This window comes from Pseudomonas sp. NFX183, from assembly GCF_047943075.1.
Lineage (GTDB): Bacteria > Pseudomonadota > Gammaproteobacteria > Pseudomonadales > Pseudomonadaceae > Aquipseudomonas.
The window spans coordinates 212,680-238,802 of sequence record NZ_CP181333.1 but is presented as its reverse complement, the minus strand read 5'-3'; the positions used below and the strand labels follow the sequence as shown (position 1 = coordinate 238,802).

28 protein-coding genes are annotated in these 26,123 nt (G+C 61.4%); 15 read left to right on the top strand and 13 right to left on the bottom strand.

Annotated features, from left to right (window positions below; genetic code table 11):
• Positions 1-19: 19 nt before the first annotated feature.
• The 8 genes from ACM530_RS01185 to ACM530_RS01150 form a co-directional block, all read right to left on the bottom strand.
• A complete protein-coding gene (locus tag ACM530_RS01185; protein WP_416364097.1) occupies positions 20-3,658 on the bottom strand; it encodes a transporter substrate-binding domain-containing protein in 3,639 nt (1,212 codons plus the stop codon).
• 8 nt (positions 3,659-3,666) lie between these two features.
• Entirely contained in the window at positions 3,667-4,290 is a 624-nt protein-coding gene (locus tag ACM530_RS01180) for a response regulator transcription factor (protein ID WP_106576804.1), read from the bottom strand.
• 255 nt (positions 4,291-4,545) lie between these two features.
• Positions 4,546-4,941, bottom strand: coding sequence for a response regulator (locus ACM530_RS01175; RefSeq protein ID WP_145165094.1), 396 nt, complete (start codon positions 4,939-4,941; stop codon positions 4,546-4,548).
• 172 nt (positions 4,942-5,113) lie between these two features.
• Positions 5,114-6,445, bottom strand: a complete 1,332-nt coding sequence (locus ACM530_RS01170) for a deoxyguanosinetriphosphate triphosphohydrolase (RefSeq protein WP_106576802.1) — start codon at positions 6,443-6,445, stop codon at positions 5,114-5,116.
• Positions 6,446-6,516: 71 nt separating this feature from the next.
• Positions 6,517-7,680, bottom strand: a complete 1,164-nt coding sequence (locus ACM530_RS01165; RefSeq protein WP_416364096.1) for an EAL domain-containing protein — start codon at positions 7,678-7,680, stop codon at positions 6,517-6,519.
• 92 nt (positions 7,681-7,772) lie between these two features.
• A complete protein-coding gene (locus ACM530_RS01160; protein ID WP_145165090.1) occupies positions 7,773-8,108 on the bottom strand; it encodes a hypothetical protein in 336 nt (111 codons plus the stop codon).
• A complete protein-coding gene (locus ACM530_RS01155) occupies positions 8,105-8,491 on the bottom strand; it encodes a phage holin family protein (protein WP_064451560.1) in 387 nt (128 codons plus the stop codon). Before ACM530_RS01155 ends, ACM530_RS01160 begins: the two co-directional genes overlap by 4 nt.
• Before the next feature lie 4 nt (positions 8,492-8,495).
• A complete protein-coding gene (locus ACM530_RS01150; RefSeq protein ID WP_106576799.1) occupies positions 8,496-8,810 on the bottom strand; it encodes a DUF883 family protein in 315 nt (104 codons plus the stop codon).
• A 361-nt stretch (positions 8,811-9,171) separates the two neighbouring features.
• Between ACM530_RS01150 and ACM530_RS01145 the strand changes: the two genes are divergently transcribed.
• Positions 9,172-10,380, top strand: a complete 1,209-nt coding sequence (locus ACM530_RS01145) for an ammonium transporter (RefSeq protein ID WP_145165088.1) — start codon at positions 9,172-9,174, stop codon at positions 10,378-10,380.
• Here the strand turns inward: ACM530_RS01145 and ACM530_RS01140 are convergent.
• Positions 10,367-12,085 carry a cation:proton antiporter gene (locus ACM530_RS01140; protein WP_416364095.1) on the bottom strand — a complete coding sequence of 573 codons (1,719 nt, stop codon included), beginning with the start codon at positions 12,083-12,085 and terminating at the stop codon, positions 10,367-10,369. The two genes, ACM530_RS01145 and ACM530_RS01140, sit on opposite strands and share 14 nt — an antisense overlap.
• Before the next feature lie 343 nt (positions 12,086-12,428).
• Here ACM530_RS01140 and ACM530_RS01135 point away from each other — a divergent pair, with 343 nt between their 5' ends.
• The 3 genes from ACM530_RS01135 to ACM530_RS01125 all read left to right on the top strand — a co-directional run bounded on the left by ACM530_RS01135 (position 12,429) and on the right by ACM530_RS01125 (position 14,038).
• Positions 12,429-12,665, top strand: coding sequence for a glutaredoxin family protein (locus tag ACM530_RS01135; protein ID WP_145165084.1), 237 nt, complete (start codon positions 12,429-12,431; stop codon positions 12,663-12,665).
• Positions 12,666-12,739: 74 nt separating this feature from the next.
• The gene (locus ACM530_RS01130; RefSeq protein ID WP_017529348.1) at positions 12,740-13,075 is read left to right on the top strand and encodes a hypothetical protein; all 336 of its coding nucleotides are present in this window, start codon (positions 12,740-12,742) and stop codon (positions 13,073-13,075) included.
• 72 nt (positions 13,076-13,147) lie between these two features.
• Positions 13,148-14,038, top strand: coding sequence for a pseudouridine synthase (locus tag ACM530_RS01125; protein ID WP_416364094.1), 891 nt, complete (start codon positions 13,148-13,150; stop codon positions 14,036-14,038).
• A 56-nt stretch (positions 14,039-14,094) separates the two neighbouring features.
• On the opposite strand, the gene ACM530_RS01120 is transcribed toward ACM530_RS01125, so the two are convergent.
• A complete protein-coding gene (locus ACM530_RS01120) occupies positions 14,095-14,316 on the bottom strand; it encodes a YgdI/YgdR family lipoprotein (protein ID WP_065901933.1) in 222 nt (73 codons plus the stop codon).
• A 79-nt stretch (positions 14,317-14,395) separates the two neighbouring features.
• Positions 14,396-14,998 (bottom strand): molybdenum cofactor guanylyltransferase MobA, encoded by a 603-nt coding sequence (gene mobA, locus ACM530_RS01115; RefSeq protein ID WP_416364093.1) that lies wholly within the window; start codon positions 14,996-14,998, stop codon positions 14,396-14,398.
• A gap of 76 nt (positions 14,999-15,074) precedes the next feature.
• On the opposite strand from mobA, the gene moaB reads away from it, so the two are divergent.
• Positions 15,075-15,614: a molybdenum cofactor biosynthesis protein B gene (moaB, locus tag ACM530_RS01110; protein ID WP_416364092.1), complete on the top strand. Its 540-nt coding sequence runs from the start codon at positions 15,075-15,077 to the stop codon at positions 15,612-15,614.
• A gap of 22 nt (positions 15,615-15,636) precedes the next feature.
• Positions 15,637-16,824 carry a gephyrin-like molybdotransferase Glp gene (glp, locus tag ACM530_RS01105; RefSeq protein WP_416364091.1) on the top strand — a complete coding sequence of 396 codons (1,188 nt, stop codon included), beginning with the start codon at positions 15,637-15,639 and terminating at the stop codon, positions 16,822-16,824.
• 237 nt (positions 16,825-17,061) lie between these two features.
• On the opposite strand, the gene ACM530_RS01100 is transcribed toward glp, so the two are convergent.
• Both ACM530_RS01100 and ACM530_RS01095 read right to left on the bottom strand, forming a co-directional pair.
• Positions 17,062-17,391 (bottom strand): EscU/YscU/HrcU family type III secretion system export apparatus switch protein, encoded by a 330-nt coding sequence (locus ACM530_RS01100; RefSeq protein WP_242193754.1) that lies wholly within the window; start codon positions 17,389-17,391, stop codon positions 17,062-17,064.
• Complete coding sequence (locus ACM530_RS01095; RefSeq protein ID WP_416364090.1) at positions 17,388-18,965, bottom strand: flagellar hook-length control protein FliK; 1,578 nt, start codon at positions 18,963-18,965, stop codon at positions 17,388-17,390. The genes ACM530_RS01100 and ACM530_RS01095 overlap by 4 nt, the downstream gene beginning before the upstream one ends.
• Before the next feature lie 200 nt (positions 18,966-19,165).
• On the opposite strand from ACM530_RS01095, the gene ccmA reads away from it, so the two are divergent.
• The 9 genes from ccmA to ccmI all read left to right on the top strand — a co-directional run bounded on the left by ccmA (position 19,166) and on the right by ccmI (position 26,107).
• Entirely contained in the window at positions 19,166-19,801 is a 636-nt protein-coding gene (gene ccmA / locus ACM530_RS01090) for a cytochrome c biogenesis heme-transporting ATPase CcmA (protein WP_416364089.1), read from the top strand.
• Positions 19,798-20,466, top strand: a complete 669-nt coding sequence (gene ccmB / locus ACM530_RS01085; RefSeq protein ID WP_416364088.1) for a heme exporter protein CcmB — start codon at positions 19,798-19,800, stop codon at positions 20,464-20,466. The genes ccmA and ccmB overlap by 4 nt, the downstream gene beginning before the upstream one ends.
• A gap of 81 nt (positions 20,467-20,547) precedes the next feature.
• On the top strand, positions 20,548-21,303 hold the full coding sequence (locus ACM530_RS01080; protein ID WP_145165067.1) for a heme ABC transporter permease: 756 nt from the start codon (positions 20,548-20,550) through the stop codon (positions 21,301-21,303).
• A complete protein-coding gene (gene ccmD / locus ACM530_RS01075; protein ID WP_106576792.1) occupies positions 21,300-21,476 on the top strand; it encodes a heme exporter protein CcmD in 177 nt (58 codons plus the stop codon). The genes ACM530_RS01080 and ccmD overlap by 4 nt, the downstream gene beginning before the upstream one ends.
• Entirely contained in the window at positions 21,473-21,928 is a 456-nt protein-coding gene (gene ccmE, locus ACM530_RS01070) for a cytochrome c maturation protein CcmE (protein WP_106576791.1), read from the top strand. The genes ccmD and ccmE overlap by 4 nt, the downstream gene beginning before the upstream one ends.
• Before the next feature lie 4 nt (positions 21,929-21,932).
• Positions 21,933-23,921, top strand: coding sequence for a heme lyase CcmF/NrfE family subunit (locus ACM530_RS01065; protein ID WP_416364087.1), 1,989 nt, complete (start codon positions 21,933-21,935; stop codon positions 23,919-23,921).
• Positions 23,918-24,454, top strand: a complete 537-nt coding sequence (locus ACM530_RS01060; protein ID WP_404487433.1) for a DsbE family thiol:disulfide interchange protein — start codon at positions 23,918-23,920, stop codon at positions 24,452-24,454. The genes ACM530_RS01065 and ACM530_RS01060 overlap by 4 nt, the downstream gene beginning before the upstream one ends.
• On the top strand, positions 24,451-24,924 hold the full coding sequence (locus ACM530_RS01055; RefSeq protein ID WP_065901641.1) for a cytochrome c-type biogenesis protein: 474 nt from the start codon (positions 24,451-24,453) through the stop codon (positions 24,922-24,924). The genes ACM530_RS01060 and ACM530_RS01055 overlap by 4 nt, the downstream gene beginning before the upstream one ends.
• Positions 24,917-26,107, top strand: a complete 1,191-nt coding sequence (ccmI, locus tag ACM530_RS01050) for a c-type cytochrome biogenesis protein CcmI (protein ID WP_416364086.1) — start codon at positions 24,917-24,919, stop codon at positions 26,105-26,107. Before ACM530_RS01055 ends, ccmI begins: the two co-directional genes overlap by 8 nt.
• Positions 26,108-26,123 lie beyond the last annotated feature (16 nt).

Sequence of the window (26,123 nt, the reverse complement as noted above, 5' to 3'; positions counted from 1 at the left end):
GTGCAAACACTCGCCCTGCCTATTGCAAGACGTCCAGTTCATTAAGGCGCATCTGCAGCATCCTCTCCAATTCAAGCATGCATTTTTCCAGGCTCTTGATGCCGGTTTCGATCTTCGGCCGATCCTCACCCTGGGCGCAGGCGTGCTCCAGCGCTTCACATTCGCCGGCCAGCGCAGCGGCCTGCACGATGCGCGCAGCTCCCTTGATCTTGTGGGCCTGGTCAATGATGGCCTGGGGCGATGCCTGTTGCGCCAACATGGCGGTCAGTTCCTGACGGTCATGACGGCTGCTGTTAAGCAATTCTTCAAGCAGGCGGCGACTCAGCTGTGGGTCGCCGCCCGTCAGCGCCTCCAGGCTGCTGAGGTCGAGCCTCACACCGCCGGGTGGCTGGCCGATCTGCGCCAGTTGCCGCTCCAGCACCGTCAGGCTGATTGGCTTGAACAAGCAGTCGTTCATACCCGCTTGCGCGCAGCGCAGTTTCTCTTCCGGCTGGGCATTGGCGGTGAAGCCCAGCACGACGCAGGCCGGCAGCTGTTCGCGCTGTTCATACTCACGGATCGAGCGGGTCAATTCGTAGCCGTTCATGATCGGCATGTTGCAGTCGGCGATGACCAGGTCGAAGCGTTCCTGACGCCATGCCTTGAAGCCGGCGGCACCGTGCTGGGCGGCGGTGAACTGATGGCCCAGATAACCCAGTTGCTGACACATCAGCAGGCGGTTCGCGGGATGGTCATCCACCACCAGTACGTTGAGTACCGGCGCGAGTGCGGGGGGCGCGGGTTTGAGTTCGCCCACGGGCTGGACCGGCTGCAGGCGGGGCATTTTCAAGTTGACATGCACTTGGGTGCCCACCATCGGCACACTGCTCAGGCTCAGTTGCCCGCCCATCATTGCGCACAGGCTTCGGCAGATCACCAGCCCCAGGCCGGCACCGCTCCTGGCCAGGTGCCCGGAGTTGTCGGCCTGGGCAAACGGCTCGAACAGGCGCAGCTGGTCGTCGCGACTGATACCAATGCCGGTGTCCTCGACCACCAGTTTCATCTCGACCTGCTGCGGTTGATCGGTGGGTTGCACGTCCACTTTGATGTGCACCCGCCCGCGCTCGGTGAACTTGATCGCATTGCTCACCAGGTTGGACAGCACCTGTTTGAAGCGTAACGGGTCGATCAGCACCTCGGTGTCATCCAGCTCGGGCTTGAACTCCAGCAGCAGGCTGAGGGTTTTCTGCCGTGCCAGGCCGTCGAACACGCGCACCACCGACTCGATGACTTCCCGCAGGTTCACGCGTTCCGGCGCCAGGCTCAAACGGCCGGACTCGATGCGCGCGATGTCCAGGATATCGCCGATCAATTCCAGCAGGTCTTTGGCCGAGTTGTAGGCCACTTCAATGGCCGGGCGGTCGAGATGGCCCTGGTCAGCCCGCTTGAGGGTCAACTCCAGCATGCCAATCACGGCGTTCATCGGCGTGCGGATTTCATGACTCATGGTGGCGAGGAAAGTACTTTTGGCCCGGTTCGCTTCATCGGCGCGTTCCTTGGCGGCGCGCAACTCGTCGAACAGCTGGCGCCGCTCACTGATGTCGATCCAGCCCCCGATGATGCCCTGGACTTCACCAACGGAGTCACGGTAGGGAAGAATCCAGTGATAGATCGTCAGTTTTTTTCCATGCAGGTGCAGGGTGCGGTCGAGAATCAGCGTGTTGCCCTGCGCCACGACTTGCTGGTAGTCCGCATGGTATTGCGCCGCTTCCGATTCCCGGGCCATGTCCATCTGGATCACACTCTTGCCGATCACGTCTTCACGCTTGACGCCGAAGACCTGCAAGTAACTGTCATTACAGGTTTGCAACAGGCCGTTTCGATCACGCACATAGATCGGGTGCGGGGTTTCGTTGACCAGTGCGCGCATGAACTCGAACTGATCGTTGAGGGCGCGCTCGGCCATTTTCCGATGCTTGATCTGGCGGCGCATGTGGGCGTTCCAGGTCAGTGAAATCAGCAGCAACAGCCCGGTGCCGACGATGATTTGCGCGATCAACTGGTGGTAATTGCGCCAGTAACTGTCGGAGGCGGCGGTGTAGCCGCGCCAGCGACTGTTGATCACGCCCATTTCGTCCGGAGCAATGCTCAGCAGGGCCTTGTCCAGGATTGAGCTCAGTTCGACGGCGCGGCGTGGCGTCGCCAGGGCGAACGTGGCGGGAAGGGTGCCGATACTGGTGCTGATCTGCAGTTTGTCCTGGAAAACCTGCGAGGACAGGAAGTAGTTGGCGATCACCAGCGAGTTGACGGCACCTTCCACATTGCCTTGGGCCAGCATTTCGGATGCTTTGAAAGTGTCGCCGACCTCCACCAGGCGAATCTGCGGGAAGTCCTGCGTGAGGATTTTTTCCAGTGGGTTGCCCACGGTGATAGCCAGGCGCTTGCCTGCCATCTGCTCCAGGTTCGAGGGCGCGCCGGGCTCTTTGCGGGTCAGCAGGACGTAGGAGTTTTCCAGGTAAGGGCGACTGAAACTCAGCGAAGCCTCCCGTTCAACGCTGGGGACAATGGCCCCGATGATATCGGCTTTCCCGGTGGTGACCTGTTCGATCATCGCGTTGACTTCGCGACTGCGCAGGATCTTGAAACGTAACCCGGTGCGCAGGCGTATCAGTTCCAGCAAGTCTGCGGTGATGCCGCGAAAATTGCCTTCGGCGTCGAAAAACGTCAGCGGTGCGAAGGTCTCATTGACGACGACTGTTACCACCGGATGGTCTTTGAGCCAACGCTCTTCGCGCTGAGTCAGTTGCAGCTTCTTGTCGGTCAGCAAGATATCGCTGCCGGCGCTCCAGCGCTTGGCGATGCTGTCGCGTTCATTGATGGGGATGGCGGCCAGCACCGAGTCGACGATGCTCAGCAAAGTGCGCTGTTCCTGGCGCAGCGCAAAGCTGAAGCCATAGGCTTCATGCTTGCCGAAGTTGGCCATGCGGATGTTTTTCAGGTAGCCCTTGTTGATCATGTAATGGGTGGAAATGGTATCGCCCAAAAACACGTCGGCCTGGTCGAACGCCACCGCATTCAAGGCGTTTTGGTACGAGGGATAGGCGCGGATGTTGGCCTTTGGGTACAGCTTCTGCACTTCATTCAACGGCAGGTAGTGGTAGACCAGGCTCAAGCGCAGTCCGGCCAGCCCATTGCCCAGATTGTAGTTTTCCCCCTCACGGGTCACGAGTACGGGTTGGTCCACCGCGTATGGCTGCGACAGGATGAGATTCGGGTTGGCGGCTTCAAAGCCGTTGGAGGAGCCCAACAGGTCGATTTCGCCTGTTTCAAGCGCGTGGATCGATGCTTCTCGGGTGGGGTAGCGCACCACCTTCACGGGCAATGCCAGGGCTTGGGCCAACAGCCCTGCGTAATCGGCGGTCAGGCCCTCGTAGTCGCGGCCGCTGGAGGTCAGGTCGAAGGGCGGGTAGTCCGGTGCCGAAGTGCCGAGCATCAGCTCGCGTTTGTTCTGTAACCACTGGCGCTGGGCCTTGTCCAGTTGAACATCCAGTTGTACCGCACTTGCACGGCTCAACAGCGTGAAGTGTTCCGGGCCGGGAGCGGGGTCCGCAGGCACCGTCGTGCTGAAACACACACCGGCGATTAATATAATCAAATAGTCCTTTATACGGCTGGGCATCCGCTTTCTCACACTAGCGCGTTTCGTTTTGCCATCTCGATAAGTTCTACCAAGGACTTGGCTTTAAGTTTTTGCATCAGCCTTTTTTTGTAAGTGCTTACTGTTTTGTTACTTAGAAACATCCCTTTGGCGATTTCCTTATTGGTGCGACCTTGTGCGAAAAGTTGTAATACCATCAGTTCCCGGTCGTTCACGGTTTTAAACAGTTCAAGTTCCAGCGTGTCTGTGCCGTCTGCATTACCATTGAGGGCCTGGCTGGGAAAATAGTTATAACCCGACAGCACGGCGCGGATGGCACTCAGCAGTTCGCTGAGGTCGCCTTCCTTGCACACATAGCCATCCGCGCCCGAGCGCATGCAGCGGGTGGCAAACAGCGTCGGGCTCTGAGCGGTCAGAATCAGGGTTTTCATCGATGTGTTCATGGCGTTGAACCGGCACAGCACTTCGAGGCCGTCAAGTTTGGGAATGCTGATATCCAGAATGATCAAGTCCGGCAGGCATTCGCGAACCATTTGTATCGCATCACAACCGTTGTCCGTTTCACCGACGACTTTATAACCCTCATGTTCCAGCAACATGCGGATCGCCAGCCTGATAACGGGGTGGTCATCAATGATAAAAACCGTGTTCATAATCACATTCCATGCAAGTGCAAATAAAGCGGGCACATTAGCTCAGAAGAAGAGGGAGGAGCATGAACCATGGTGGGAACAGGTATAAAACAGGAGAATTCCTACATGAAAAAAGGTAGTTATCTACCAGTTGTTAAGGCTTTGTGACGCTGGATGTAAGCAAGTTTTAATTCGGTGCAGTCATTGACAGTGCCAGCGATTCAGCGATTGGCCCAGGTATATTTTCGTAGGTAGGCAGAGTTTAAAGTCCTACATTTATAATCGGATCAGGGGCGCAATCAACTTTGCAAGTTCGTCTTTATTCAGCGGTTTGGATAAATAACCAAGCAGCGGCAAACCACGCTGCAGGGCTTGGGTGGTCAGGTTGAAGAGTTCCGAGGAAGGCAGCCCGCTCAGCAGAATGGCGCCGGTTATAAAATGTTGGCGACTGGCAATTTCCACCAGCTCCAGGCCGAGTAAATCAGGCAGGCATTGGTCGCACAGCATCAGGTCAAACGGCCTTTTGGATTCAGACATCGCGCGGATCGCCTGTTCGGCATTTTCTGCCAGCGTCAGGTGGTCGAAGCCGAAGGTGTTAAGCAGGCACTGAGTGGCCAGAAGCTGAAAGGGGTGATCCTCCACCAATAGGATTCGAAGAGGGTGTCTGGGCATAGGGGCACACGGGTCAGTCAAGCGTCGATGGGGTGGCGCGTAGGAATTGCTCGCCAGGTCCGCCAGAAGCGGGCGTGATTATTCCTTGAATGAGTGTACGAATTCGATCAGGCAGCTCTGTTCCCGTCGTAGGCAGATTCTGTTCGGGGAACAGGCGGCGTGATCGCAAGCGTCATTGTGGGCTTGAACGCCCGGTCATCTCCCGCGCCATCTCGGTGGCGTAGCTGTCGGTCATGCCGGCAATAAAGTCGATCATTCGCATGAACGAGGCGTGCAACGGCCACGCCGGGTCCGGTGCGCTGTTGCCGAGCAGATCGAGGATGCGCCGGTTCTTGAACGACGGCGTGCGCCCGCCATGCTGCTCCAGCGCGGCACCGCAAAACGCATTCAAGAGGATTTCCAGGGTGGTGTAGGCGCCGATTTCATGCAGGGTCTTGCGCTTGTCCTGGAAGATTTTCTTGCGGGCCATGTCCTTGGCATCCAGCACGCAACGCTTGGCGGGGCCATGCATGTGCTCCACCAGATCGCCCGGCAGTGTGCCGGCAAGCAACGCATCCTGCTGTTCCACGAAAGCCCGGGCGGCGGCATTGGTCAGGTGCTCGATGGCCTTGCCGCGCAAAATCGCCAGCTTGCGCCGGCGCGAGTCCTGTGCGCCCAGTTGCCGGTAAGTCTGGGGCAGGTCGTCACCCACCAGGTCGAGCAACAGCGACTCGACCTCGGCGTATTCGAGCAACTCCATTTCCAGGCCGTCTTCGAGGTCGATCAAGGCATAGCAGATATCGTCTGCCGCCTCCATCAGGTACACCAGCGGGTGACGGGCCCAGCGTTGTTCTTCCAGTTGCGGCAGGCCGAGCCTGTGGGCGATCTGCTCAAGGATCGGCAGCTCGCTCTGGTAACAGCCGAACTTATGCTTCTTGTACCCAAGCGAGTCGGCGTGGCGGGCGGTCCAGGGGTATTTCAGGTAGGTGCCCAGGGTGGCATAGGTCAGGCGAGTGCCGCCGTCGAACTGGTGGTACTCAAGCTGGGTCAGCACCCGAAAACCCTGGGCGTTGCCTTCGAAATTGAGGAAGTCATTGCGCTCGGCGCTGCTCATGTCGTCCAGCCAGCCGCGCCCGGCCGCCTGTTGAAACCAGTGGCGGATGGCATCTTCGCCGGAATGCCCGAACGGCGGATTGCCGATGTCATGGGCCAGGCAAGCCGATTGCACGACCATGCCCAGATCGCTGGGGTCGCACCAGTCGGGCAGGGCGCTGCGCAGGGTTTCGCCCACGCGCATGCCGAGCGAACGGCCGACGCAACTGACTTCCAGCGAGTGGGTCAGGCGCGTATGAATATGATCGTTGCTGGACACCGGGTGCACTTGGGTCTTGCGGCCCAGGCGGCGGAAGGCGCCGGAGAAAATAATACGGTCATGGTCTTTGTGAAACGGGCTGCGGCCGAGTTCTTCCGGGCTGTGCAGAGGCTTTCCAAGACGTTCGCGGGTAAGCAGGGTGGGCCAATCCAAGGCGGGTACTCTCCGTGCGGTGAATGACCCTCCCAGCTTCCCGGTTCAGCTGCACCGGGGCAAGCGAAAATCTACAAGCCGACCGCGTCTATATCGATTAACAGCAAACGCTGACCGTTATCGAAGAATTGTCCGGCGGTCAGGCAATACTGATTGGTGGTGGCGTCGCGGTAAGTCGAAGAAAGGGTCAGACGCCGCTCCTCCCAGCCTTCGGCCAGCAGGTGATAGAAGTAGGGGCGCCACGACCAGTTGTGCCCCAGGTAGCGGCTGTCGGCCTGCCAGGCGTCCTGGCGCCATTCGAAGTTGGGCGTCAGTTGGGTGCCATGCCGGTCGCACTGATAAAAGCGCAGCAGCCAGGGGAAATCCGGCAATTGAGGTAACTGGTCCAGCGGCGCCTGGCCCTGCGCCCAGTTCTGCAGGATCTTCATCAGTTCGGACAGTTGCAGGCGCAACTGCATGATGCGGCCGCGTTCAGCCAGTTTCTGCTGCACGTAAACCGTACGCAGGCGAGCAAACTGCGGCACGAAGGCATCGGTGGCAAACCAGTCGAGTTGCGCCTGGGCAAACAGGTAACCCTGCACATACCGCGCGCCGCATTCCAGGGCGAAGCTCAGCTGCGCCTCGGTTTCCACGCCCTCGGCGATGATCCAGCAGCCCGTCTTCTCAGCCATTTGCGCCAGCGCACGCACGATCTCACTGCTCGGTCCGCCCTTGGCGGCTTCCTGGAACAGGCGCATGTCCAGCTTGAGGATATCCGGCTGCAGCGCGAGTACGCGGTCAAGCTGGGAGTAGCCGGCACCGAAGTCATCGATGGCAATGCGTGCACCGGCCTCACGATAGCGCGCCACCACCTCGGCCAGACGCTGGATGTCACCACCCAGTTCGGTGATCTCGAACACAATGCGCTGCGGATCGACGCCATGCGCATGCACCTGCTTCAGGCTGGGCAAGGCTTGGCCGGGGCGCAGACGGTTGATCCAGCGGGGTGAGATGTTCAGGCTCAAAAACCAGTCTGCAGGCGCTTCATGCAGGCGGCTCAAGGCATTGTCGCGGATCTGCCGGTCGAGGCAGCGTAAGGCCACGCCCGGTGTGCGCGGGTCGGCAAACAGCGGGCCGACTGACAGCAAGCGCCCATCAGCCTGGCGCAGACGGCCGAGTGCCTCGACGCCGGCGATGCGCCCGGTGGCAGTGTCGATAAATGGCTGGAAGCAGGCGAGCGGTTGCCCGTCGATCACGGGGCCTCCTTAAGAGAGCTGGCGAAAAAAGGCCCGGCGCTCAATAACGAGGGCCGGGCCAATTCTGTTTGCAAGAATGCAGCCAGTCGCGCTTAACCCTTGCGCCCTGCCATGGCCAATTTGATCAACGGGATCAAACCGGCGCCCAGCCGCACCAGGCGCGTCACGCTGCTGATACTGCCGCCCTTGGCGCCCTTACCGGTAAAAAAGCCCATCAGCGTCACCGCGGCCACGCCCCACAGCGGCGCGTGCTTGATGCCCAGGCTGTCCTGCCAGTTATGGCGCAGGTCACGCACTTTGTTCAGCGGGACCATCAATTGATGGGATTCATGGCGGATTTCCTGACGGTGCATTTCCATGCGCAGGCGGATCAATGCCTTGCGCATTTCCCGACGGGAGGTGTTTTGCGGGATTTCAGTCATGCTCATGGCAGCAGGCGCTCCCGATCATTGGCCAGCTCTTCGAGGGTGGCATGGAAGGGCGTGGATTCATCGAATATCGCCGCTTTCAAGCGCACTCCGCAAAACGCTGCGGCCAGGCTGTAGAACACGCAGAGGCTGATAATCCCGGTAAGACGGTAGGTGTCCCAGACCAGAATCATCACCAGCGCCGATAACCCCACCAGTAACAGCAGGGCAAATACCAGCGCCAGGCCTGCAAACAGCAGCAAGCTGACCGTGCGGGATTTCTGCTCCTGCAACTCGATGCCAAACAATTCGACGTGGCTGTGCAGCAAGCCCAGAACGGCCGCGCCCAGGCGTCGGGAAGTGGAGCTTGAACTCGTGGACGAGCCGGATTCGCCGATAGACATGGTATTAGCGCCTTGTAGCCAGCAGACCGATCAGAAAGCCAACGCCGGCGGCAATGCCGACTGACTGCCAAGGGTTGGCTTGCACGTAATCTTCGGTGGCGGTGACAGCCGCCTGGCCGCGTTCACGCAGGGAATCTTCGGTCAGTTGCAGGGTTTCGCGGGCCTTGAGCAGGCTGTCGTGGATCTTGGTGCGCAGCTCGTCGGCTTGGTCGCCGGCCAATACCGCGGTGTCGTCCAGCAACCTTTCAGTGTCACTGACCAAGGTTTGAAAATCCGCCATCAGTATTTCTTGAGCAGTCTTTGCAGTTCTTCGGGCCATGGTTATCTCCGTGATTGGCTGATCTGTGCGTCTGGTGCGTTACGTTTGTTTTCGAGTCACCGCTAACGGTGAAGGTTCACTGCAATTGTCTGGTACAGCTTTTGCTTTGCCTTGGTGCGCCTGCCCCAGGGTATGCGCTGAATCCGGGCGACCCGAGGCTAATGCCTTGAAAAACCTTACCCTAAATAAATAAAACCCGCGGAAAAACCCTGTCGGCAACGGCCTTTTGTGTTGATCGCTGCGCTAAAGCGGTTCACACCTTCTGCACAGAGGTGGGGCCGGTGGTACCAATTTAGTGCGCGACACCCTGGCTTGAACCGCTTTGGTGCTTTTTGCCTTTAATGCAGGCCTGCCAACCTCCATGGAAAATTTGCAAAGTGCAGTGGACACGCTTGTTCACAGCTCCAACACCCTGTTCATCCTGATCGGTGCGGTCATGGTTTTGGCCATGCACGCCGGCTTCGCGTTCCTGGAAGTCGGCACCGTGCGCCAGAAAAACCAGGTGAATGCCCTGTCGAAGATCCTCAGCGACTTCGCCATCTCGACCCTGGCCTATTTCTTTATAGGCTATTGGATCTCCTACGGCGTGAGCTTCATGCAACCGGCGGCGGTGATCAGCGCCGATCATGGCTACGGCCTGGTGAAGTTTTTCTTCCTGCTGACGTTTGCAGCGGCGATTCCGGCGATTATTTCCGGGGGCATTGCCGAGCGCGCCAAGTTCGCTCCGCAGCTGTGTGCCACCGCGCTGATCGTGGCGTTTATTTACCCGTTTTTCGAAGGCATGGTGTGGAACGGCAACTTCGGCCTGCAAGCCTGGCTGCTCGCAACCTTTGGTGCCAGCTTCCATGATTTCGCCGGTTCCGTGGTGGTGCATGCCATGGGCGGCTGGCTGGCGCTGGCGGCGGTGCTGCTGCTGGGACCGCGCAATGGTCGATACCGGGAAGGGCGCTTGGTGGCCTTTGCGCCGTCGAGCATTCCGTTCCTGGCGCTGGGCTCGTGGATCCTGATTGTCGGCTGGTTCGGCTTCAACGTGATGAGCGCGCAGACCCTCAATGGCGTCAGCGGCCTGGTCGCCGTGAACTCGTTGATGGCCATGGTCGGCGGCACCGTTGCCGCGTTGGTGATCGGCCGCAATGACCCAGGCTTCCTGCATAACGGCCCGTTGGCCGGGCTGGTGGCGATCTGCGCCGGTTCCGACCTGATGCACCCGGTGGGCGCGCTGGTCACCGGTGCGGTGGCCGGTGGTTTGTTTGTGTGGTTCTTCATCGCGGCGCAGGATCGCTGGAAGATCGACGACGTACTGGGTGTATGGCCGCTGCACGGCTTGTGCGGCGTATGGGGCGGCATTGCGTGCGGCATCTTTGGCCAGACGGCCCTTGGCGGCCTGGGCGGCGTGAGCCTGATCAGCCAGTTGATCGGCACGGCATTGGGCGTGGCGGTGGCGCTGGTCGGCGGGCTGGTGGTGTACGGCGTGATCAAGCGTGTACACGGGCTGCGCCTGAGCCAGGAGCAGGAGTACTACGGCGCGGACCTGTCGATCCACAAGATTGGGGCGGTCAGTCAGGACTGAGCGGTTTTTCGGTCTGCGCATCAAAGCCGTGCAATAGGCGATAACGGTTCTGGCGCACCTCATCCACCCGCGCCTGCACCTGGTGGTCCGGCAGGCCCAGCAGGATCAAGGCGTGGGAGGCGAGCATCAGGCTCGATTCCAGTAGCTCGGGCACCACTTCGCTGGCGCCCGCCGCTTTCAACTCGGCCAGTTGGCTGTCATCGCGTGTGCGCACCAGCACGGGGACGTGTGGGTTGATCCTTCTGGCCTCTTTCAGGACCGTGAGGGCCACATCGCTGTTGTCCACGGCAATCACCACCAGCCGCGCGCGCTCCAGGCCGACCGCACTGAGTAGCGCCCCACGGCGGCAGTCGCCGTAATGCACGCTGCTGTCTTCGGTTGCGGCCTGCGTCACGCGCTCGGGGTCGTCATCCAGGGCGATGAATGCCTGATGTTCCCGACGCAGAAAGCGCCCGATGGATTGCCCGACGCGGCCATACCCGCAAATCACCGCGTGGCCACGTAAATCGGCATTGAGCGCGGTGATTTCCTCCAGTTGCACTTGCTGGTTGGGCTTGCGGTGCAGGCGCAGGGCGATGCCCGGTGCGGCGCGCAGCAACAGCGGGGTCAGCAGCATCGAGCAGAAGGTGGCGGCCAGCAGCAAACCGTTGAACTCGTCCGGGATCAGCCGGCTCTGCTGCATCTGCGCCATTAACGCGAAGCAGAATTCGCCGCCTTGCGCCAGGGCAAGGCCGCTGCGCCACGCGGTTTCACTGTCGCTGCCGCGCAGCTTGACCAGCGCTGCCACCACGCAGCCCTTGATCAGCATCAGCGCGAGGGTCAGGCCGAGGATCAGCACGCTGTGGCTGACAAACAGTTGCAGGTCGATAAGCATGCCGATGCTGACGAAAAACAGCCCGAGCAGAATGTCGCGAAATGGCCGTATGTCCGCTTCAATCTGATGCCGGTAATGGCTTTCGCCCAACAGCATGCCCGCCAGAAAAGCCCCGAGGGCAGGGGACAGGCCGAGCAAATGCGTGAGCCAGGCGGTGAGCAAGACGATCACCAGCGCCAACAGCACAAACAGCTCAGCCGAATGGGACGCGGCAACTTCGTGGAACAGGCGGGGCAGCAACCAGCGACTGGCAAACAGCAGGCCGACGAACAACAGCACGGTTTTGCCCAGCGTCAGCGGCAGCGCCCAATACCAGGCGTGTTCGCTGCTGCCGGCAAACACCGGCACCAACGTGAGCAGCATTACCGCCACCACATCCTGGAACAGCAACACGCCAATCGCATTCTGGCCGTGGCTGCTGAAGATTTCCCCAAGGCTGCTCAGCTCCTTGCTGACAATCGCGGTGGAAGACAGTGCCAGCCCCGCGCCGAGCAACAGCGCGACGCTTGGCGACAGACCGAAGCCCATCAACAGGCCTCCCAGCAAGGCTGCGCACCCCAGCACCTGCAAACTGCCCAAGCCAAACACCACACTGCGCAGGGCGAGCATCTTGGTCAGAGAAAACTCCAATCCCAAAGAAAACAGCAGGAACACCACCCCCAGTTCGGCAAGGTCGGGCAGCTCCTCGCTGTCATTCACCCAGTCCAGAGCGGTGGGCCCCACCGCCAGGCCCACGCACAGGTAACCCAGCACGGGCGGCAATTGCAGGCGTCGAAACAGCGCTATCACCACCAGGGATGAGGCCAGAATGATCAGCAAATTGGCAAACACGGGCAGCTTCCTTGCAGGTTGAGCGGACAAAAAGGCGCGAGAATCGCTGAATCAGTTATAGGCCATGGTGATCTGGGTCAGGCTTTCAATGCCCAGCAGGCGAGTTGTAGCAAGCGGGCCTGCTGTGGCAAGCGTGCCTGTCGTGGCGAGCGGGCTTGCTGTGGCGAGCGGGCTTGCCCCGCGTTGGGGTGCGAAGCGCCCTGAAACCCGCCAGCCACGTCCATCCCGAACAAACACACCCGCTTCCTGAGCCCTTTCGCCAATCAACCCGGATCGCCCCGCTCGCCACCGGTATTTGGCAGGCTTAGAATGATTGCCTGTTTCCTGATCAGGCCCATTCGCCATGCTTCCTGAATGCCAGTTATTCGGCACCCTGGGTTGCCATCTTTGTGAGATTGCCGAAGTCGAAATCATGCCGCTCGTCGAACACGGGTTGCTGGTGGAACTGGTGGACATCACCGACCCCGATGACCTGACCGACGCCTACAGCCTGCGGATTCCGGTGCTTCGCCGGGTGGATACCGGGGCAGAGCTGGACTGGCCATTCGACACCGGACAGGTTGTTGCCTTCCTGTCCTAGGCTTTCTCCGATGGCGAGTTTCCAAATATTACGTTACTGTATGTTTGTACAGCGATTGAATAGAGGGAACGCCCGTGGTGAATGTTGAACAACTGAAAAGCAGCGTCAATCGCATGTCCGCCGACGTCGTGCGCGATGCGGTGAACGAGCTGCGCCTCGATGGCCTGGTCACGGAAGGCAAGACGCCGTTTAACAAAGTGCACTTCAATACCTGCTTTGCTGAAATCGAAGCGTTGTTCCAGCGCGCCGGTTATCACAAGCAGTTGGATGTGGTGGGTTACCAAGGGTTGTTGTACGCGCTTTATGATCCGGGTCGCTGGGAAGCGGTGGACGTACTGCGTTGGCTCAAGGAGTTCACCGAGGCGGCCAGCGCTTCGCCGATCCTGCGCGCGCAATTGGCCAAGGCCTGAGATCCGCCCTAGGCTCCATCGCGCTCCATGCGGGATAATGCCCGCCTGATTTTCCAGGCTTCGAGCATTGTCATGTCATCTTCCGGTTTTTCCGCGTCGCAACACCAAGCCAGCACGTTGTATTTGCCACCTGGCAATTGGGCGACGGTGCTGGAGTGTCTGTGCGAGCATTTCCCTGCAATCGGCCGCGAGCACTGGCTGGACCGCATCGCCCGTGGCCGTGTACTCGACATCAACGGCACGCCGATCAGAATGGATTTGGCCTACAAGGAAGGCCTGTGCATTTACTACTTCCGTGAAGTGCCGAATGAAAAGGTCATTCCGGTTGAGGAAACCATCCTGTATGCCGACGAGCACCTGGTGGTCGCCGACAAACCGCATTTTCTCCCGGTGACCCCGGCGGGCGAGTACGTTGAACAGACCTTGTTGCGCCGCTTGATCCGGCGCCTGGATAACCCTGCTCTGGTGCCCTTGCACCGCATCGACCGGCACACCGCAGGGCTGGTGCTGTTCTCGGCCAACCCACACAGCCGTTCAGCTTATCAACAGCTGTTTCCAACACGGCGCATCGACAAATTCTACGAAGCCATCGCTCCAGCGTTGCCTGATTTGACCTTCCCCATGGTTCACAAAAGCCGTCTGGTGGAGGGCGAACCGTTCTTTCGCATGCAGGAAGGTCCCGGCGTCAGCAACACCGAGACGGCGGTGGAAGTCTGTGAGAAAAACGCCGACCTGTGGCGCTACGGCCTGTTCCCCGTAACCGGCAAGAAGCACCAGCTGCGCGTACACATGACCGCGCTGGGGGCGAGTATCTGCAATGACCCGTTCTACCCCGACGTCATCAAGGACGCCGAGGACGACTACGCCAACCCGCTCAAGCTGCTGGCCCAGGGCGTGCGGTTTATCGACCCGGTCACCAGTGAGCAACGCGATTTCCGCAGCCGGATCACCCTCGACTGGTAAACCCTGCAAACGACAAGGCCCGCGCGAGGCGGGCCTTGTGGGTCCAGCGTTAAGACTTACAGGTCTTTAACGGTGCGAACCTGATCCTTGTTGATGCGGGTCTGCTTGCCGTCAAGTTGTTCGAACTCGTAGAAGCCCGAAGCCTTATCGAATTTAGGGGTGTCGACGGCCTGGATTTCGCGACCGTCATTCAGGGTGATCACTGTAGGCGAGGCGCAACCGGCGAGAGTAGCGAGGCCCAGTGCAAGCATGAGAGCGGCGATGGTCCGTTGAGTCATGAGTGTGTCTCCGAGAGAATGCTTTTAAATTGCTGACCTTGTGACGCGCGGCGCGTCGACAAAGTTCCTTGTGCGAGGTTCATTCTGACACGCCGAAGGCTGCGTGCAACAGTTCAGGTGTATTCAGGTTGGCCAGGCGCGGGTCATTCGCCGGGCACTCCAGGCCCACGCCGCCCAGTTGCAGCAGAATCTTGCGCGGGCTGCGTTCACCGGCTTCCCAGGCCCGTTCTACTTCGGTTTGCAGGTGGGTCGGGATGATGCAGATCAAGGGTTCCCAGAATTCGCCCTGACGCACCATCACCGGCATCAGCGGTGTGCGGCGTGCAGTTTCACGCAGATCGGCGAGCAGCGCCGTGTCAATGTTTGGCACGTCGCAGGGCAGGATCAGCAGCTGTGCGTGGCGCGCGGCGGCCAGCCCGGCGCGAATGCCTGCCAGCGGGCCGGGAAAGTCCGGGCTGTCGTCGCTCACCAACTGGTCGGCGTAGGGCGCATACAGGTCATGGTTGCGATTGCACGAGATAATCAGGTCATCCGTCAGCGGGCGGGTCAGGCGCTGCAGGTGGGCAATCAACGGCTGGCCATGCCAGGGCAGCAGGCCCTTGTCCTGACCACCCATGCGCTGGCCGCGGCCACCGGCCAGCAGCAGAATCGAACAGGGCAGGGGCGAAGAATCGAGAGACATGGCGGTTCCGCTGCGGCAGGTAAATAGGGCCCTGTGATATAACATCGGGCTGTTCCTTCGACAACCGGACCGAGCCATGAAAGCCAAGGCTGATGCGCCCTTCGTACCCCTGAATATTGCTGTGCTGACTGTCAGCGACACCCGCACCCTGGACACCGACACTTCAGGCCAGGTCTTCGTCGACCGCCTGACCGCCGCCGGCCACACCCTGGCCGAGCGCGCGCTGCTCAAGGACGACCTCTACAAAATCCGCGCGAAAGTCGCCCACTGGATCGCCGAAGACGTGGTGCAAGTGGTGCTGATCACCGGTGGCACCGGCTTCACCGGCCGCGACAGCACGCCCGAAGCGGTGAGCTGCCTGTTGGATAAACAGGTCGATGGCTTTGGCGAACTGTTCCGCCAGATCTCCGTGGCCGATATCGGCACCTCCACTGTGCAATCGCGCGCGCTGGCCGGCCTGGCCAATGGCACGCTGGTGTGCTGCCTGCCGGGTTCGACCAACGCGGTGCGTACCGGCTGGGACGGCATCCTCGCCGAGCAACTGGACAACCGTCATCGCCCGTGCAACTTCGTTCCTCACTTGAAGCAGGCCGAACCCTGCGAATCCCGTGGATAAGCCCGGCAAAACTGGCGCCCTGATGCCAGTGGAAGACGCGCTGCGCCAACTGCTGGGCATGGCCGAAGCCGCGCCGATCCGTGAGCCGCACGTGGTGCCGCTGGCCGACAGCGACGGCCGCGTGCTCGCGCAAGACCTGATCTCTACCCTCGACCTGCCGCCCTGGCCCAACAGCGCCATGGACGGTTACGCCCTGCGCCAGGCGGACTGGACCGGCGAGCCCTTGCCCGTCAGCCAACGCATCTTCGCCGGCCAGGCGCCGCAGCCCTTGGCCGCTGGCACCTGTGCGCGCATCTTTACCGGTGCGCCAGTGCCCGAAGGCGCCGATTGTGTAGAGATGCAGGAAAATGCCATGGTCCACGCTGATGAGCGCGTGAGTTTCAGCGAACCCTTGCAGGTGGGCCAGAACATCCGCCCGCAAGGCCAGGAAACCACCGTCGGCGAGTTGGTGTTGAGCGCCGGCACCCGCCTGGGCCCGATCGAGCTGGGCCTGGCCGCCTCCCTGGGGCACGACCGCTTGAGCGTGGTGCGCCGCGTGCGCGTGGCCGTGTTGTCCACCGGCGACGAGTTGATCGAGCCCGGTTTGCCGCTCGGCCCGGGGCAGATCTACAACAGCAACCGACGCGTGCTGTGCAGTTGGCTGGCGCGCATGGGCTGCGAGGTGATCGACGCCGGGATTCTGCCGGATGACCTGGAAAAAACCCGCAAACGCCTGGCGGACCTGGGCAGTGTCGACCTGATTCTGTCGACCGGCGGAGTGTCGGTGGGCGAGGCTGACTTTCTCGGCATCGCCCTGCGTGAAGAGGGCGAGTTGGCCCTGTGGAAGCTGGCGATCAAACCAGGCAAACCGCTGACCTTCGGGCATTTTCGCGGTGTGCCGGTGATTGGCCTGCCCGGCAACCCGGCGTCGACCCTGGTGACCTTTGCGTTGCTGGCGCGGCCTTATCTGCTGCGCCGCCAAGGCGTGCAAGAGGTGGAGCCGTTGCGTTTCGAAGTGCCGGTGGGTTTCACCTGGCCCAAGCCGGGCAACCGCCGCGAATACCTGCGCGGCCGGATCGAGCAGGGCAGGGCGATCATCTACCGCAACCAGAGCTCTGGCGTGCTGCGCAGCGCGGCGTGGGCAGAAGGGTTTGTGGAAGTGCTGGAAGGCACGACGCTGGCTATCGGCGACAACGTCAATTTCATTCCGCTGAGCGAAGTGCTGAACTGACAATAGCGATCTAAATGTGGGAGGGCTCCCTGTGGTGAGCGGGTTCGTTGTGGCGAGCGGGCTTGCCCCGCGTTGGGGCGCGAAGCGGCCCTAATACAGCCGGCACGGTTTTTCAGAAAGATGTAATCGTCGGGGTTTGGGGCTGCTGCGCAGCCCAACGCGGGGCAAGCCCGCTCGCCACGACAAGCCCGCTCGCCACAACATATCCGCTCACCGCAAGGGGCATGAGGTCTGCGTCTAGTAATCATCCCCGCGCTCAGTCACATCCCTTTCCACCGGCTCGGCGTTCGGGTCGTACCCCGCCGGAAACTTGCCCTTCAGTGTCCACGCAAAGGCAATGATCTCCGCCACCGTGCGGTACAACTCTTCCGGAATGCTGTCGCCCAGCTCCATGCGCGCCAGCAGCTTGACCAGCTCGGCGTTCTCATAGATCGGCACTTCATTTTCCCGCGCCAGCTTCAAAATGGCTTCGGCCAAGGCATCGTCGCCCTTGGCCGTCAGGGTCGGCGCTTGCTGGCCGTCGTACTTGAGGGCAATCGCCTGGCGTGGTGGGGCTGGATTTTTCATGCGGTTTCATCCACCCAGCGTTGTTCCAGGCCGGTTCTTGGGCCGCGCGGTGGCGTGCCGAGGTGGCAATCCAGGTCGCCGACGTTGAGGCCCGAGGTCACCAGGCGCTCGCGCAAATGGCCCAAATGGCTTTCGATCAAACTGGCGGTAAAGGGCCGGGTTGCCCACAGCTGGCTGGACAGTTTGCCCTGGGTCAGTTGCGCCTGAACCTGCAATGGCCCCAGCGGCTCCATGTCGAACGCCAACTCGACGCGCCAGAGCATCTGCTTGGGGTCTTTCTTGTCTTTGCGTTCGGGCTGATCCTTGTCCGGCGTCGGTTCCTCGCGCTGGAACTTGACCTGCAACGGCACGATGTCCTGCAAGGTGCGCATGGGAATTTCCAGTTGCCAGGTGGTTTGCAAGCGGCCATCGGCGGTGGTGCCGGTTTGTTCCAGGCTCGACAGCTGATGGCTCTGCAGGCGCGAAATCGCACCGGCGGCCAGGCGCAGCAGGTTTTCCAGGTCACTTTCGCCTTCCAGGCGCTGCATCAGCCGATCCGGCAGCGGAAAGCCGGCGGGTGCCTGGCGCGCGCCGATCTGGCCGAGCGTATTCAGCGGGTTACGCACAAAATTGGGCAATACCTGGGCCAGGGTATTGGCGGCGAGGATGGCGTTGAGATTGGTGGCACTGGGCAGCGCCGGCAGCAAGTCGGCGACCAGGCGCAGCAACGCGCCTTTCATGTCCAGCGGCGGGATTTGCGGGTTTTGCCCGGCGAGCAACTTGGCTTCAAGAAACGCGCCGCTGTTCTGTGCCAGCTGCGCCAACATTTTGGGGTTGCTCACTTGTGCCAGGTCGGGCAACGCCGCCAGCAACCGCGCCGCCGCGGCGCGCAGGTCGGTGGACGTGCTGTCGTCGGTGGGCAGGTTTTGCAGGGCGGTGAAAACCATGTCCAGCGAGCCTTGGCGACTTTGCTGAGTAGAAAGCTGTTGGGCCACGGCCAATTGATCCTTGAGCCCGCTCAACGGCACGAAGTTCAAGGTCTGCGCATTTTGCACCACGGCGCTGAGCAAGCTGCCCACCCGCAGTGGCTGCGGGCTTTCCAGCGTCAGCGTGGTGCCGGCGAGGGCGTTGTTGAGCACCGTCACCAGCGAGCGGTAGATCGCCGGTTGCGTGGTGCCTTGCGGCAACATCTGAGTGGTCAGCACCTTGGCTTGCAACAGCGTGCCCACCGGCATTTGCGTGGTGTCGATACGGGTGAGGGCAGCCACGTTGGCGCTCAAGGCCTGCTGCAACGAGAGCGTCAGGTTGCCGGCTGGCGTCTGGCTCACCGCTACATTGCTGCCCAACGGCAGAGGCTGGGCGCTGCTGGCTTGCACCAGGGTCTGGCGGCCGCCTTCAAGGGTCAATTTGAGCAGCAGCTGAAACGCATCGCCGCCTTGTTTAAGCGCGATCACCTCGGCGTTGGCGGTTTTCCCAGGGTCGATCAGTCCGGCCTGCGGCTCCAGCAGTTTGAGCAACTCGCCGGCCGGCGGCAGCGGGGCGGGCCCGGGCGCCGGGGCAGGAGGCAGCGTAGGAAGGTTGATCTCACCGGTCATCGTGCGCATCGTCTCTGGGGAAATTGCCCTCTTTAGAGTAGGGCATCACATGTATAATGCCGCCCGTCTGCAAAGAGAGCGGTAAAAACCTCACAACTATTTGATCCAGCTCTCTAAAATCGGTCGCCAAAGCCGTTATTGTGCATCTCTCTATAACGGCCGCTGCACCGCCGACTTGAACCGTAAAGGCCCGCGATCTCTTGACCAGCCCTCTTCTTGAAGCCGTAGCGCTCGCCTGTGAACGCGACCTGCGGATGCTGTTCGAACACCTCGAACTGCGTCTGACGGGCGGCGACATGGTGCAAATCAGCGGCCCCAACGGCAGCGGCAAGACCAGTTTGCTGCGCCTGCTGGCCGGCCTGATGCAGCCGACGGCAGGGGGTGTGCGGCTCAACGGCCAGCCGCTCAACGAACAACGCAGCGAACTGGCCCGTAACCTGATCTGGATCGGCCACGCCGCCGGCATCAAGGACGTGCTCACGCCGGAAGAGAACCTCAGCTGGCTCAGCGCCCTGCATCACCCGGCCTCCCGTGATGCCATTTGGCAAGCCCTGGCGGCCGTCGGCCTCAAAGGCTTTGAAGATGTTCCCTGCCATACCCTCTCCGCCGGCCAGCAGCGCCGCGTCGCCCTGGCGCGTTTGTACCTGCCGGGCCCGCCGCTGTGGATTCTCGACGAACCGTTCACTGCCCTCGACAAACAAGGCGTCGCCCAGCTCGAAGAACACCTGGCCCGACACTGCGAGCAGGGCGGTTCAGTGGTGCTTACCACTCACCACACGCTGACGCGCATGCCCGCCGGTTACCGTAATCTGGATTTGGGCCGGTGGTCGCTATGAGTGTGTTCGCGCTGCTGGTGGCCCGTGAAGCACGGCTGTTGTGCCGTCGCCCGACTGAATTGGCCAATCCGTTGGTGTTCTTTGCCATCGTCATCGCCTTGTTCCCGTTGGCGGTCGGTCCCGAGACTAAACTGTTGCAAACCTTGTCCCCAGGATTAGTGTGGGTCGCGGCGCTTTTATCGGTGCTGCTCTCGTTGGACGGGCTGTTTCGCAGCGATTTCGAAGACGGTTCCCTCGAACAGTGGGTCCTTTCGTCGCACCCGCTGCCACTTCTGGTTCTGGCCAAGGTACTGGCACACTGGGCTTTTTCCGGCTTGGCGCTAGTCTTGCTCTCACCGTTGCTGGCGATGATGCTGGGCTTGCCCGTCGAATGCCTGCCGGTATTGTTGCTGTCCTTGTTGCTCGGTACGCCGGTGCTCAGCCTGTTGGGGGCGGTGGGCGCAGCGTTGACCGTCGGTTTGAAGCGGGGCGGCCTGTTGCTGGCCCTGCTGATTCTGCCTTTGTATATCCCGGTGTTGATCCTGGGCAGCGGCGCCTTGCAGGCCGCGCTCATGGGCATGCCGGCGACCGGTTACCTCCTGTGGCTTGGCAGCCTGACCGCCCTGGCGGTAACCCTGACACCCTTTGCTATAGCGGCTGGCCTGAAGATCAGCGTCGGCGAATAATGAGGTCTGGTTAAGCGTTATTAACCAGTAAAGACCCTGAGTTTCTCGCCAAGACGAGAAACCACCGTGATGGAAACAGCAATGAACTGGACCTGGTTTCACAAGCTCGGCTCGCCCAAATGGTTTTACGGCATCAGCGCCAAGCTGCTGCCGTGGTTGAGCATTGCCGCCGTGTTGCTGATCGGCATCGGCCTGGTCTGGGGCCTGGCCTTCGCCCCGCCGGACTACCAGCAAGGCAACAGCTTTCGCATCATCTATATCCACGTGCCCGCCGCGATGCTGGCGCAGTCCTGCTACGTGATGCTGGCCGTGTGCGGCGTGGTCGGGCTGGTGTGGAAGATGAAACTGGCCGACGTCGCCCTGCAATGCGCCGCGCCCATCGGCGCGTGGATGACCGCCGTGGCGCTGGTCACCGGCGCCATTTGGGGCAAGCCGACCTGGGGTTCATGGTGGGTGTGGGACGCGCGCCTGACCTCGATGCTGATCCTGCTGTTTCTGTACTTCGGCCTGATCGCCCTGGGCAATGCCATCAGTAACCGCGACAGCGCCGCGAAGGCCTGCGCGGTGCTGGCGATTGTCGGCGTGATCAACATCCCCATCATCAAATACTCGGTGCAGTGGTGGAACACCCTGCACCAGGGCGCCACGTTCACCCTTACCGAAAAACCGGCGATGCCCGTGGAAATGTGGGCGCCGCTGCTGCTGATGGTGCTGGGGTTTTACTGCTTCTTCGGCGCAGTGCTGCTGATGCGCATGCGTCTGGAAGTGCTCAAGCGTGAAGCCCGCACCAGCTGGGTCAAGGCCGAAGTGCAAAACAGCCTGGGAGCGCGGGGATGAGTTTCAACTCTTTCAGTGATTTTCTCGCCATGGGCCACCACGGCCTGTACGTCTGGACGGCCTATGGCATCTGCCTGGCGGTGCTGGCCCTCAACGTCGCCGCGCCGATCCTGGCCCGCAAGCGTTACCTGCAACAAGAGGCGCGTCGTTTGCGCCGGGAGACCGATAAGTGAATCCGCTGCGTAGAAAGCGTCTGTTGATCATCCTGGCCATCCTGGTCGGTGTGAGTGTTGCCGTGGGCCTGGCGATGAGCGCCCTGCGGGAGAACATCAACCTGTTCTACACCCCGACCCAGATCGCCAACGGCGAAGCGCCGGTAGACACGCGCATTCGCGCGGGCGGCATGGTGGAGAAGGGCTCGCTCAAGCGTTCCGGCGATTCCCTCGACGTCACCTTCGTGGTCACCGACTTCAACAAGGCCGTGACCATCACCTATCGCGGCATCCTCCCGGACCTGTTCCGCGAAGGCCAGGGCATCGTCGCCCTCGGCAAGCTCAATGCCGACGGCGTGGTGGTTGCCGATGAAGTGCTGGCCAAGCACGATGAGAAATACATGCCGCCGGAAGTCACCAAGGCCCTGAAAGACAGCGGCCAACCCGCTCCAACCCCGGCAAAGGAGGGCTAAGTTGATGACGTCCGCACTGTTTATTCCCGAGCTGGGCCAGTTGGCGATGATCCTCGCCTTGTGCTTTGCCGTCGTCCAGGCCGTGGTGCCCTTGCTTGGCGCCTGGCGCGGCGACCGCCTGTGGATGAGCCTGGCCCAGCCGGCCGCCTGGGGCCAGTTTGCCTTTTTGCTGTTCGCGTTTGGTTGCCTGACCTACGCCTTCATGAATGATGACTTTTCTGTCGCCTACGTCGCCAACAACTCCAACAGCGCGCTGCCCTGGTACTACAAATTCAGCGCCGTGTGGGGCGCCCACGAAGGCTCGTTGCTGTTGTGGGCCTTGATTCTTGGCGGCTGGACCTTCGCCGTGTCGGTGTTCTCGCGCCAACTGCCGCAAGTCATGCTGGCGCGGGTGCTGGCGGTGATGGGCATGATCAGCATCGGCTTTCTGCTGTTCCTGATCATGACCTCCAACCCGTTCAGCCGCATCCTGCCGCAGATCCCGGTGGACGGGCATGACCTCAACCCCTTGCTGCAAGACATCGGCCTGATCGTGCACCCGCCGATGCTCTACATGGGTTACGTGGGTTTCTCGGTGGCCTTTGCTTTCGCCATCGCCGCCTTGCTCGGCGGGCGTCTCGATGCCGCCTGGGCGCGCTGGTCGCGGCCGTGGACCATCGTCGCCTGGGCCTTTCTCGGGATCGGCATCACCTTGGGCTCGTGGTGGGCCTATTACGAACTCGGCTGGGGCGGCTGGTGGTTCTGGGACCCGGTCGAAAACGCCTCGTTCATGCCGTGGCTGGTGGGCACCGCGTTGATTCACTCGTTGGCCGTCACCGAAAAACGCGGCGTGTTCAAGAGCTGGACCGTGTTGCTGGCCATCGCCGCGTTTTCCCTCAGTTTGCTTGGCACGTTCCTGGTGCGTTCGGGCGTGCTGACGTCGGTGCATGCGTTTGCGTCCGACCCGGCGCGCGGCGTGTTCATCCTGATCTTCCTGCTGTTTGTGGTCGGCGGCTCGCTCACCCTGTTTGCGTTGCGCGCGCCGGTGGTCAAGAGCCAGGTCGGCTTCAACCTGTGGTCGCGTGAAACCCTGTTGCTGGGCAATAACCTGGTGCTGGTGGTGGCCGCGTCGATGATCCTGCTCGGTACCTTGTACCCGTTGGTGCTGGACGCGCTGAGCGGCGCCAAGCTGTCGGTCGGCCCGCCATACTTCAACGCGTTGTTTATCCCGCTGATGGGCCTGCTGATGGTGGTGATGGCAGTCGGCGTATTGGTGCGCTGGAAAGACACCCCGGTGAAATGGCTGGCGGGCATGCTGATGCCGGTGCTGCTGGGCAGTGTGGCCTTGGCGGTGATCGCAGGCTTTGCCTACGGCGACTTCAACTGGGCGGTGCTCGCGACCTTCCTGCTCGCCGCCTGGGTGTTGCTGGCCGGCGTGCGCGACATTGTCGACAAAACCCGTCACAAAGGCCTGATCAAAGGCTTGCCGACATTGACCCGCAGCTATTGGGGCATGCAGGTCGCGCACCTCGGCATCGCGGTGTGCGCCCTCGGCGTGGTGCTCTCCAGCCAAAACAGCGCCGAGCGCGACCTGCGCCTGGCACCCGGTGAGTCCATGGACCTGGCCGGTTACCACTTCATCTTTGAAGGCGCCAAGCACTTTGAAGGCCCGAACTTCACGTCGGACAAAGGCACCATCCGCGTGGTGCGCAATGGCAAGGAAGTGGCCGTGCTGCACCCGGAAAAACGCCTGTACACCGTGCAAAGCTCAATGATGACCGAAGCGGGCATCGACGCCGGTTTCACCCGCGACCTGTATGTGGCGCTCGGTGAACCCCTGGGCGACGGCGCCTGGGCGGTGCGCGTGCACGTCAAACCGTTTGTGCGCTGGATCTGGTTCGGCGGGTTGCTCACCGGCGTTGGCGGTTTGCTGGCCGCGCTGGACCGGCGTTATCGGGTCAAAGTAAAAAGCCGCGTGCGTGAAGCCCTCGGCCTGCAAGGAGCGCCGGCATGAAGCGTTGGTTGATGGTGTTACCGCTGGCGGCCTTTCTGGTGGTGGCGGTGTTTTTGTATCGCGGCTTGTACCTGGACCCGGCCGAGCTGCCTTCGGCGATGATCGGCAAGCCATTCCCGGCGTTCAGCCTGAAAACCGTGCAGGGCGACAAGACCCTGACCCAGGCCGACCTGCTGGGCAAGCCGGCGCTGGTCAACGTGTGGGGCACCTGGTGCATCTCCTGCCGCGTCGAACACCCGGTGTTGAACAAACTGGCCGAGAAGGGCGTGGTGATCTACGGCATCAACTACAAGGACGACAATGCGGCGGCCTTGAAGTGGCTGGCGGAGTTCCACAACCCGTACCTGATGGATATCCGCGATGAAGACGGCAACCTTGGTTTGAACCTCGGCGTGTACGGCGCCCCGGAAACCTTCTTTATCGATGCCAAAGGCGTGATTCGTGACAAGTATGTCGGCGTGATCGATGAAGTGGTGTGGCGCGAGCAACTGGCCGCCAAGTACCAGGCGCTGGTCGATGAGGCCAAGCCATGAAGCGTCTGTTAGCCGCTGCTGTTCTCGCTCTCGGATTGGCCGGCGTAGCCCATGCTGCCATCGACACCTACGAATTCGCCAAGGACGGTGACCGTGAGCGTTTTCGCGAACTGACCAAGGAACTGCGTTGCCCCAAATGCCAGAACCAGGACATCGCCGATTCCAACGCGCCGATTGCCGCCGACCTGCGCAAAGAGATTTTCCGCATGCTGGGGGAGGGCAAGGACAACCAGCAGATCATCGACTTCATGGTCGACCGCTACGGTGATTTTGTGCGCTACAAACCGGCCCTCACCGGCAAGACCGCGCTGCTCTGGTTCGGCCCCGCCGGGCTGCTGCTGGCCGGTGTAGTGGTCATGGCCGTGATCGTCCGCCGCCGCCGCGCCGCGCCTACCGATGGTTCCGACGCGTTATCCCCTGAAGAGCGCAAACGCCTCGACCAATTGCTGGACACCAAGACTGATGATTGATTTTTGGCTCGCAGCAGGGTTGCTGCTCCTGATTGCCCTGAGTTTCCTGTTGATCCCTGTATTGCGCGGCCGCCGCGCCCAGCGTGAAGAGGACCGCACCGCGCTCAACGTGGCGCTTTACCAGGAACGCGTCGCCGAGCTGCAAGTGCAGCAGGACGAAGGCGTGCTGAATGCCGCGCAACTCGACACCGGCCGCGCTGAAGCGGCCCGTGAGCTGCTGGCCGATACCGAAGGCGTGGAAAAACCTCGCGAATCGCGCCTGGGCAAACCGTTGCCGTTTTTGGCGGCGTTTCTGGTGCCGGTCCTGGGCGTTGCGCTGTACCTGCATTACGGCGCCAGCGATAAGGTCGAGCTGACCCGCGAATTCTCCCAGCCGCCGGTGTCGATGCAAGACATGACCCAGCGCCTGGAACGCGCCGCCGCTGCCCAGCCGGATTCGCCGGAAGGCTTGTACTTCCTCGGTCGCGCCTACATGGCCCAGGACCGTTCCGCCGATGCGGCCAACGTCTTCGAGCGCACCGTGGCTTTGGCTGGCCGCCAGCCGGAACTGCTCGGCCAGTGGGCGCAGGCGCAGTACTTTGCCGACAACAAGCAGTGGTCGCCCAAGGTGCAGGCGCTGACCGATGAAGCCTTGAAGCTGGACCCCAAGGAAGTCACCAGCCTTGGCCTGTTGGGTATTGCCGCCTTTGAAGGCCAGCGTTATCAGGACGCCATCGACTACTGGAACCGTCTGTTGGCGCAGCTGCCACCGGAAGACAATTCCCGGGTCGCGCTGCAAGGTGGTATCGACCGAGCGGCGGAAAAGCTCAGGGAGAGCGGTGGTACTGTCGCTCAAGCGCCCAAGGCTGTTCTGAAAGTCCGTGTGGATTTGTCCGCCGAGGTGAAGGCCAAAGCCCTGCCCACCGACAGCGTGTTCATTTTTGCCCGCGCCGTCTCCGGCCCGCCTGCGCCGCTGGCGGCCAAGCGCGTGACCGTCGCCGAACTGCCAGTCACCGTCGAACTGGGTGATGCGGACGCGATGATGCCGCAGTTGAAACTGTCGAACTTCCCCGAAGTCCAACTGGTTGCGCGCATATCCCGGGCCGGTCTTCCGACCGCTGGCGAGTGGATCGGCCGCAGCCAACCCTTGGCCAGCACTACCACTGCGCTGCAGCAGCTGACCATCGACAGTCCGGACAAGTAAATCGAGGAAAACGCCT

Bases quoted from the DNA above. Each gene is read 5' to 3' on its own strand.
- ACM530_RS01185 (WP_416364097.1), bottom strand. From the start codon at position 3,658: ATGCCCAGCCGTATAAAGGACTATTTGATTATATTAATCGCCGGTGTG.
- ACM530_RS01180 (WP_106576804.1), bottom strand. From the start codon at position 4,290: ATGAACACGGTTTTTATCATTGATGACCACCCCGTTATCAGGCTGGCG.
- ACM530_RS01175 (WP_145165094.1), bottom strand. From the start codon at position 4,941: ATGCCCAGACACCCTCTTCGAATCCTATTGGTGGAGGATCACCCCTTT.
- ACM530_RS01160 (WP_145165090.1), bottom strand. From the start codon at position 8,108: ATGAGCATGACTGAAATCCCGCAAAACACCTCCCGTCGGGAAATGCGC.
- ACM530_RS01155 (WP_064451560.1), bottom strand. From the start codon at position 8,491: ATGTCTATCGGCGAATCCGGCTCGTCCACGAGTTCAAGCTCCACTTCC.
- ACM530_RS01150 (WP_106576799.1), bottom strand. From the start codon at position 8,810: ATGGCCCGAAGAACTGCAAAGACTGCTCAAGAAATACTGATGGCGGAT.
- ACM530_RS01145 (WP_145165088.1), top strand. From the start codon at position 9,172: ATGGAAAATTTGCAAAGTGCAGTGGACACGCTTGTTCACAGCTCCAAC.
- ACM530_RS01135 (WP_145165084.1), top strand. From the start codon at position 12,429: ATGCTTCCTGAATGCCAGTTATTCGGCACCCTGGGTTGCCATCTTTGT.
- ACM530_RS01125 (WP_416364094.1), top strand. From the start codon at position 13,148: ATGTCATCTTCCGGTTTTTCCGCGTCGCAACACCAAGCCAGCACGTTG.
- ACM530_RS01120 (WP_065901933.1), bottom strand. From the start codon at position 14,316: ATGACTCAACGGACCATCGCCGCTCTCATGCTTGCACTGGGCCTCGCT.
- mobA (WP_416364093.1), bottom strand. From the start codon at position 14,998: ATGTCTCTCGATTCTTCGCCCCTGCCCTGTTCGATTCTGCTGCTGGCC.
- moaB (WP_416364092.1), top strand. From the start codon at position 15,075: ATGAAAGCCAAGGCTGATGCGCCCTTCGTACCCCTGAATATTGCTGTG.
- glp (WP_416364091.1), top strand. From the start codon at position 15,637: ATGCCAGTGGAAGACGCGCTGCGCCAACTGCTGGGCATGGCCGAAGCC.
- ACM530_RS01100 (WP_242193754.1), bottom strand. From the start codon at position 17,391: ATGAAAAATCCAGCCCCACCACGCCAGGCGATTGCCCTCAAGTACGAC.
- ACM530_RS01095 (WP_416364090.1), bottom strand. From the start codon at position 18,965: ATGACCGGTGAGATCAACCTTCCTACGCTGCCTCCTGCCCCGGCGCCC.
- ccmB (WP_416364088.1), top strand. From the start codon at position 19,798: ATGAGTGTGTTCGCGCTGCTGGTGGCCCGTGAAGCACGGCTGTTGTGC.
- ACM530_RS01080 (WP_145165067.1), top strand. From the start codon at position 20,548: ATGAACTGGACCTGGTTTCACAAGCTCGGCTCGCCCAAATGGTTTTAC.
- ccmD (WP_106576792.1), top strand. From the start codon at position 21,300: ATGAGTTTCAACTCTTTCAGTGATTTTCTCGCCATGGGCCACCACGGC.
- ACM530_RS01065 (WP_416364087.1), top strand. From the start codon at position 21,933: ATGACGTCCGCACTGTTTATTCCCGAGCTGGGCCAGTTGGCGATGATC.
- ACM530_RS01060 (WP_404487433.1), top strand. From the start codon at position 23,918: ATGAAGCGTTGGTTGATGGTGTTACCGCTGGCGGCCTTTCTGGTGGTG.
- ACM530_RS01055 (WP_065901641.1), top strand. From the start codon at position 24,451: ATGAAGCGTCTGTTAGCCGCTGCTGTTCTCGCTCTCGGATTGGCCGGC.
- ccmI (WP_416364086.1), top strand. From the start codon at position 24,917: ATGATTGATTTTTGGCTCGCAGCAGGGTTGCTGCTCCTGATTGCCCTG.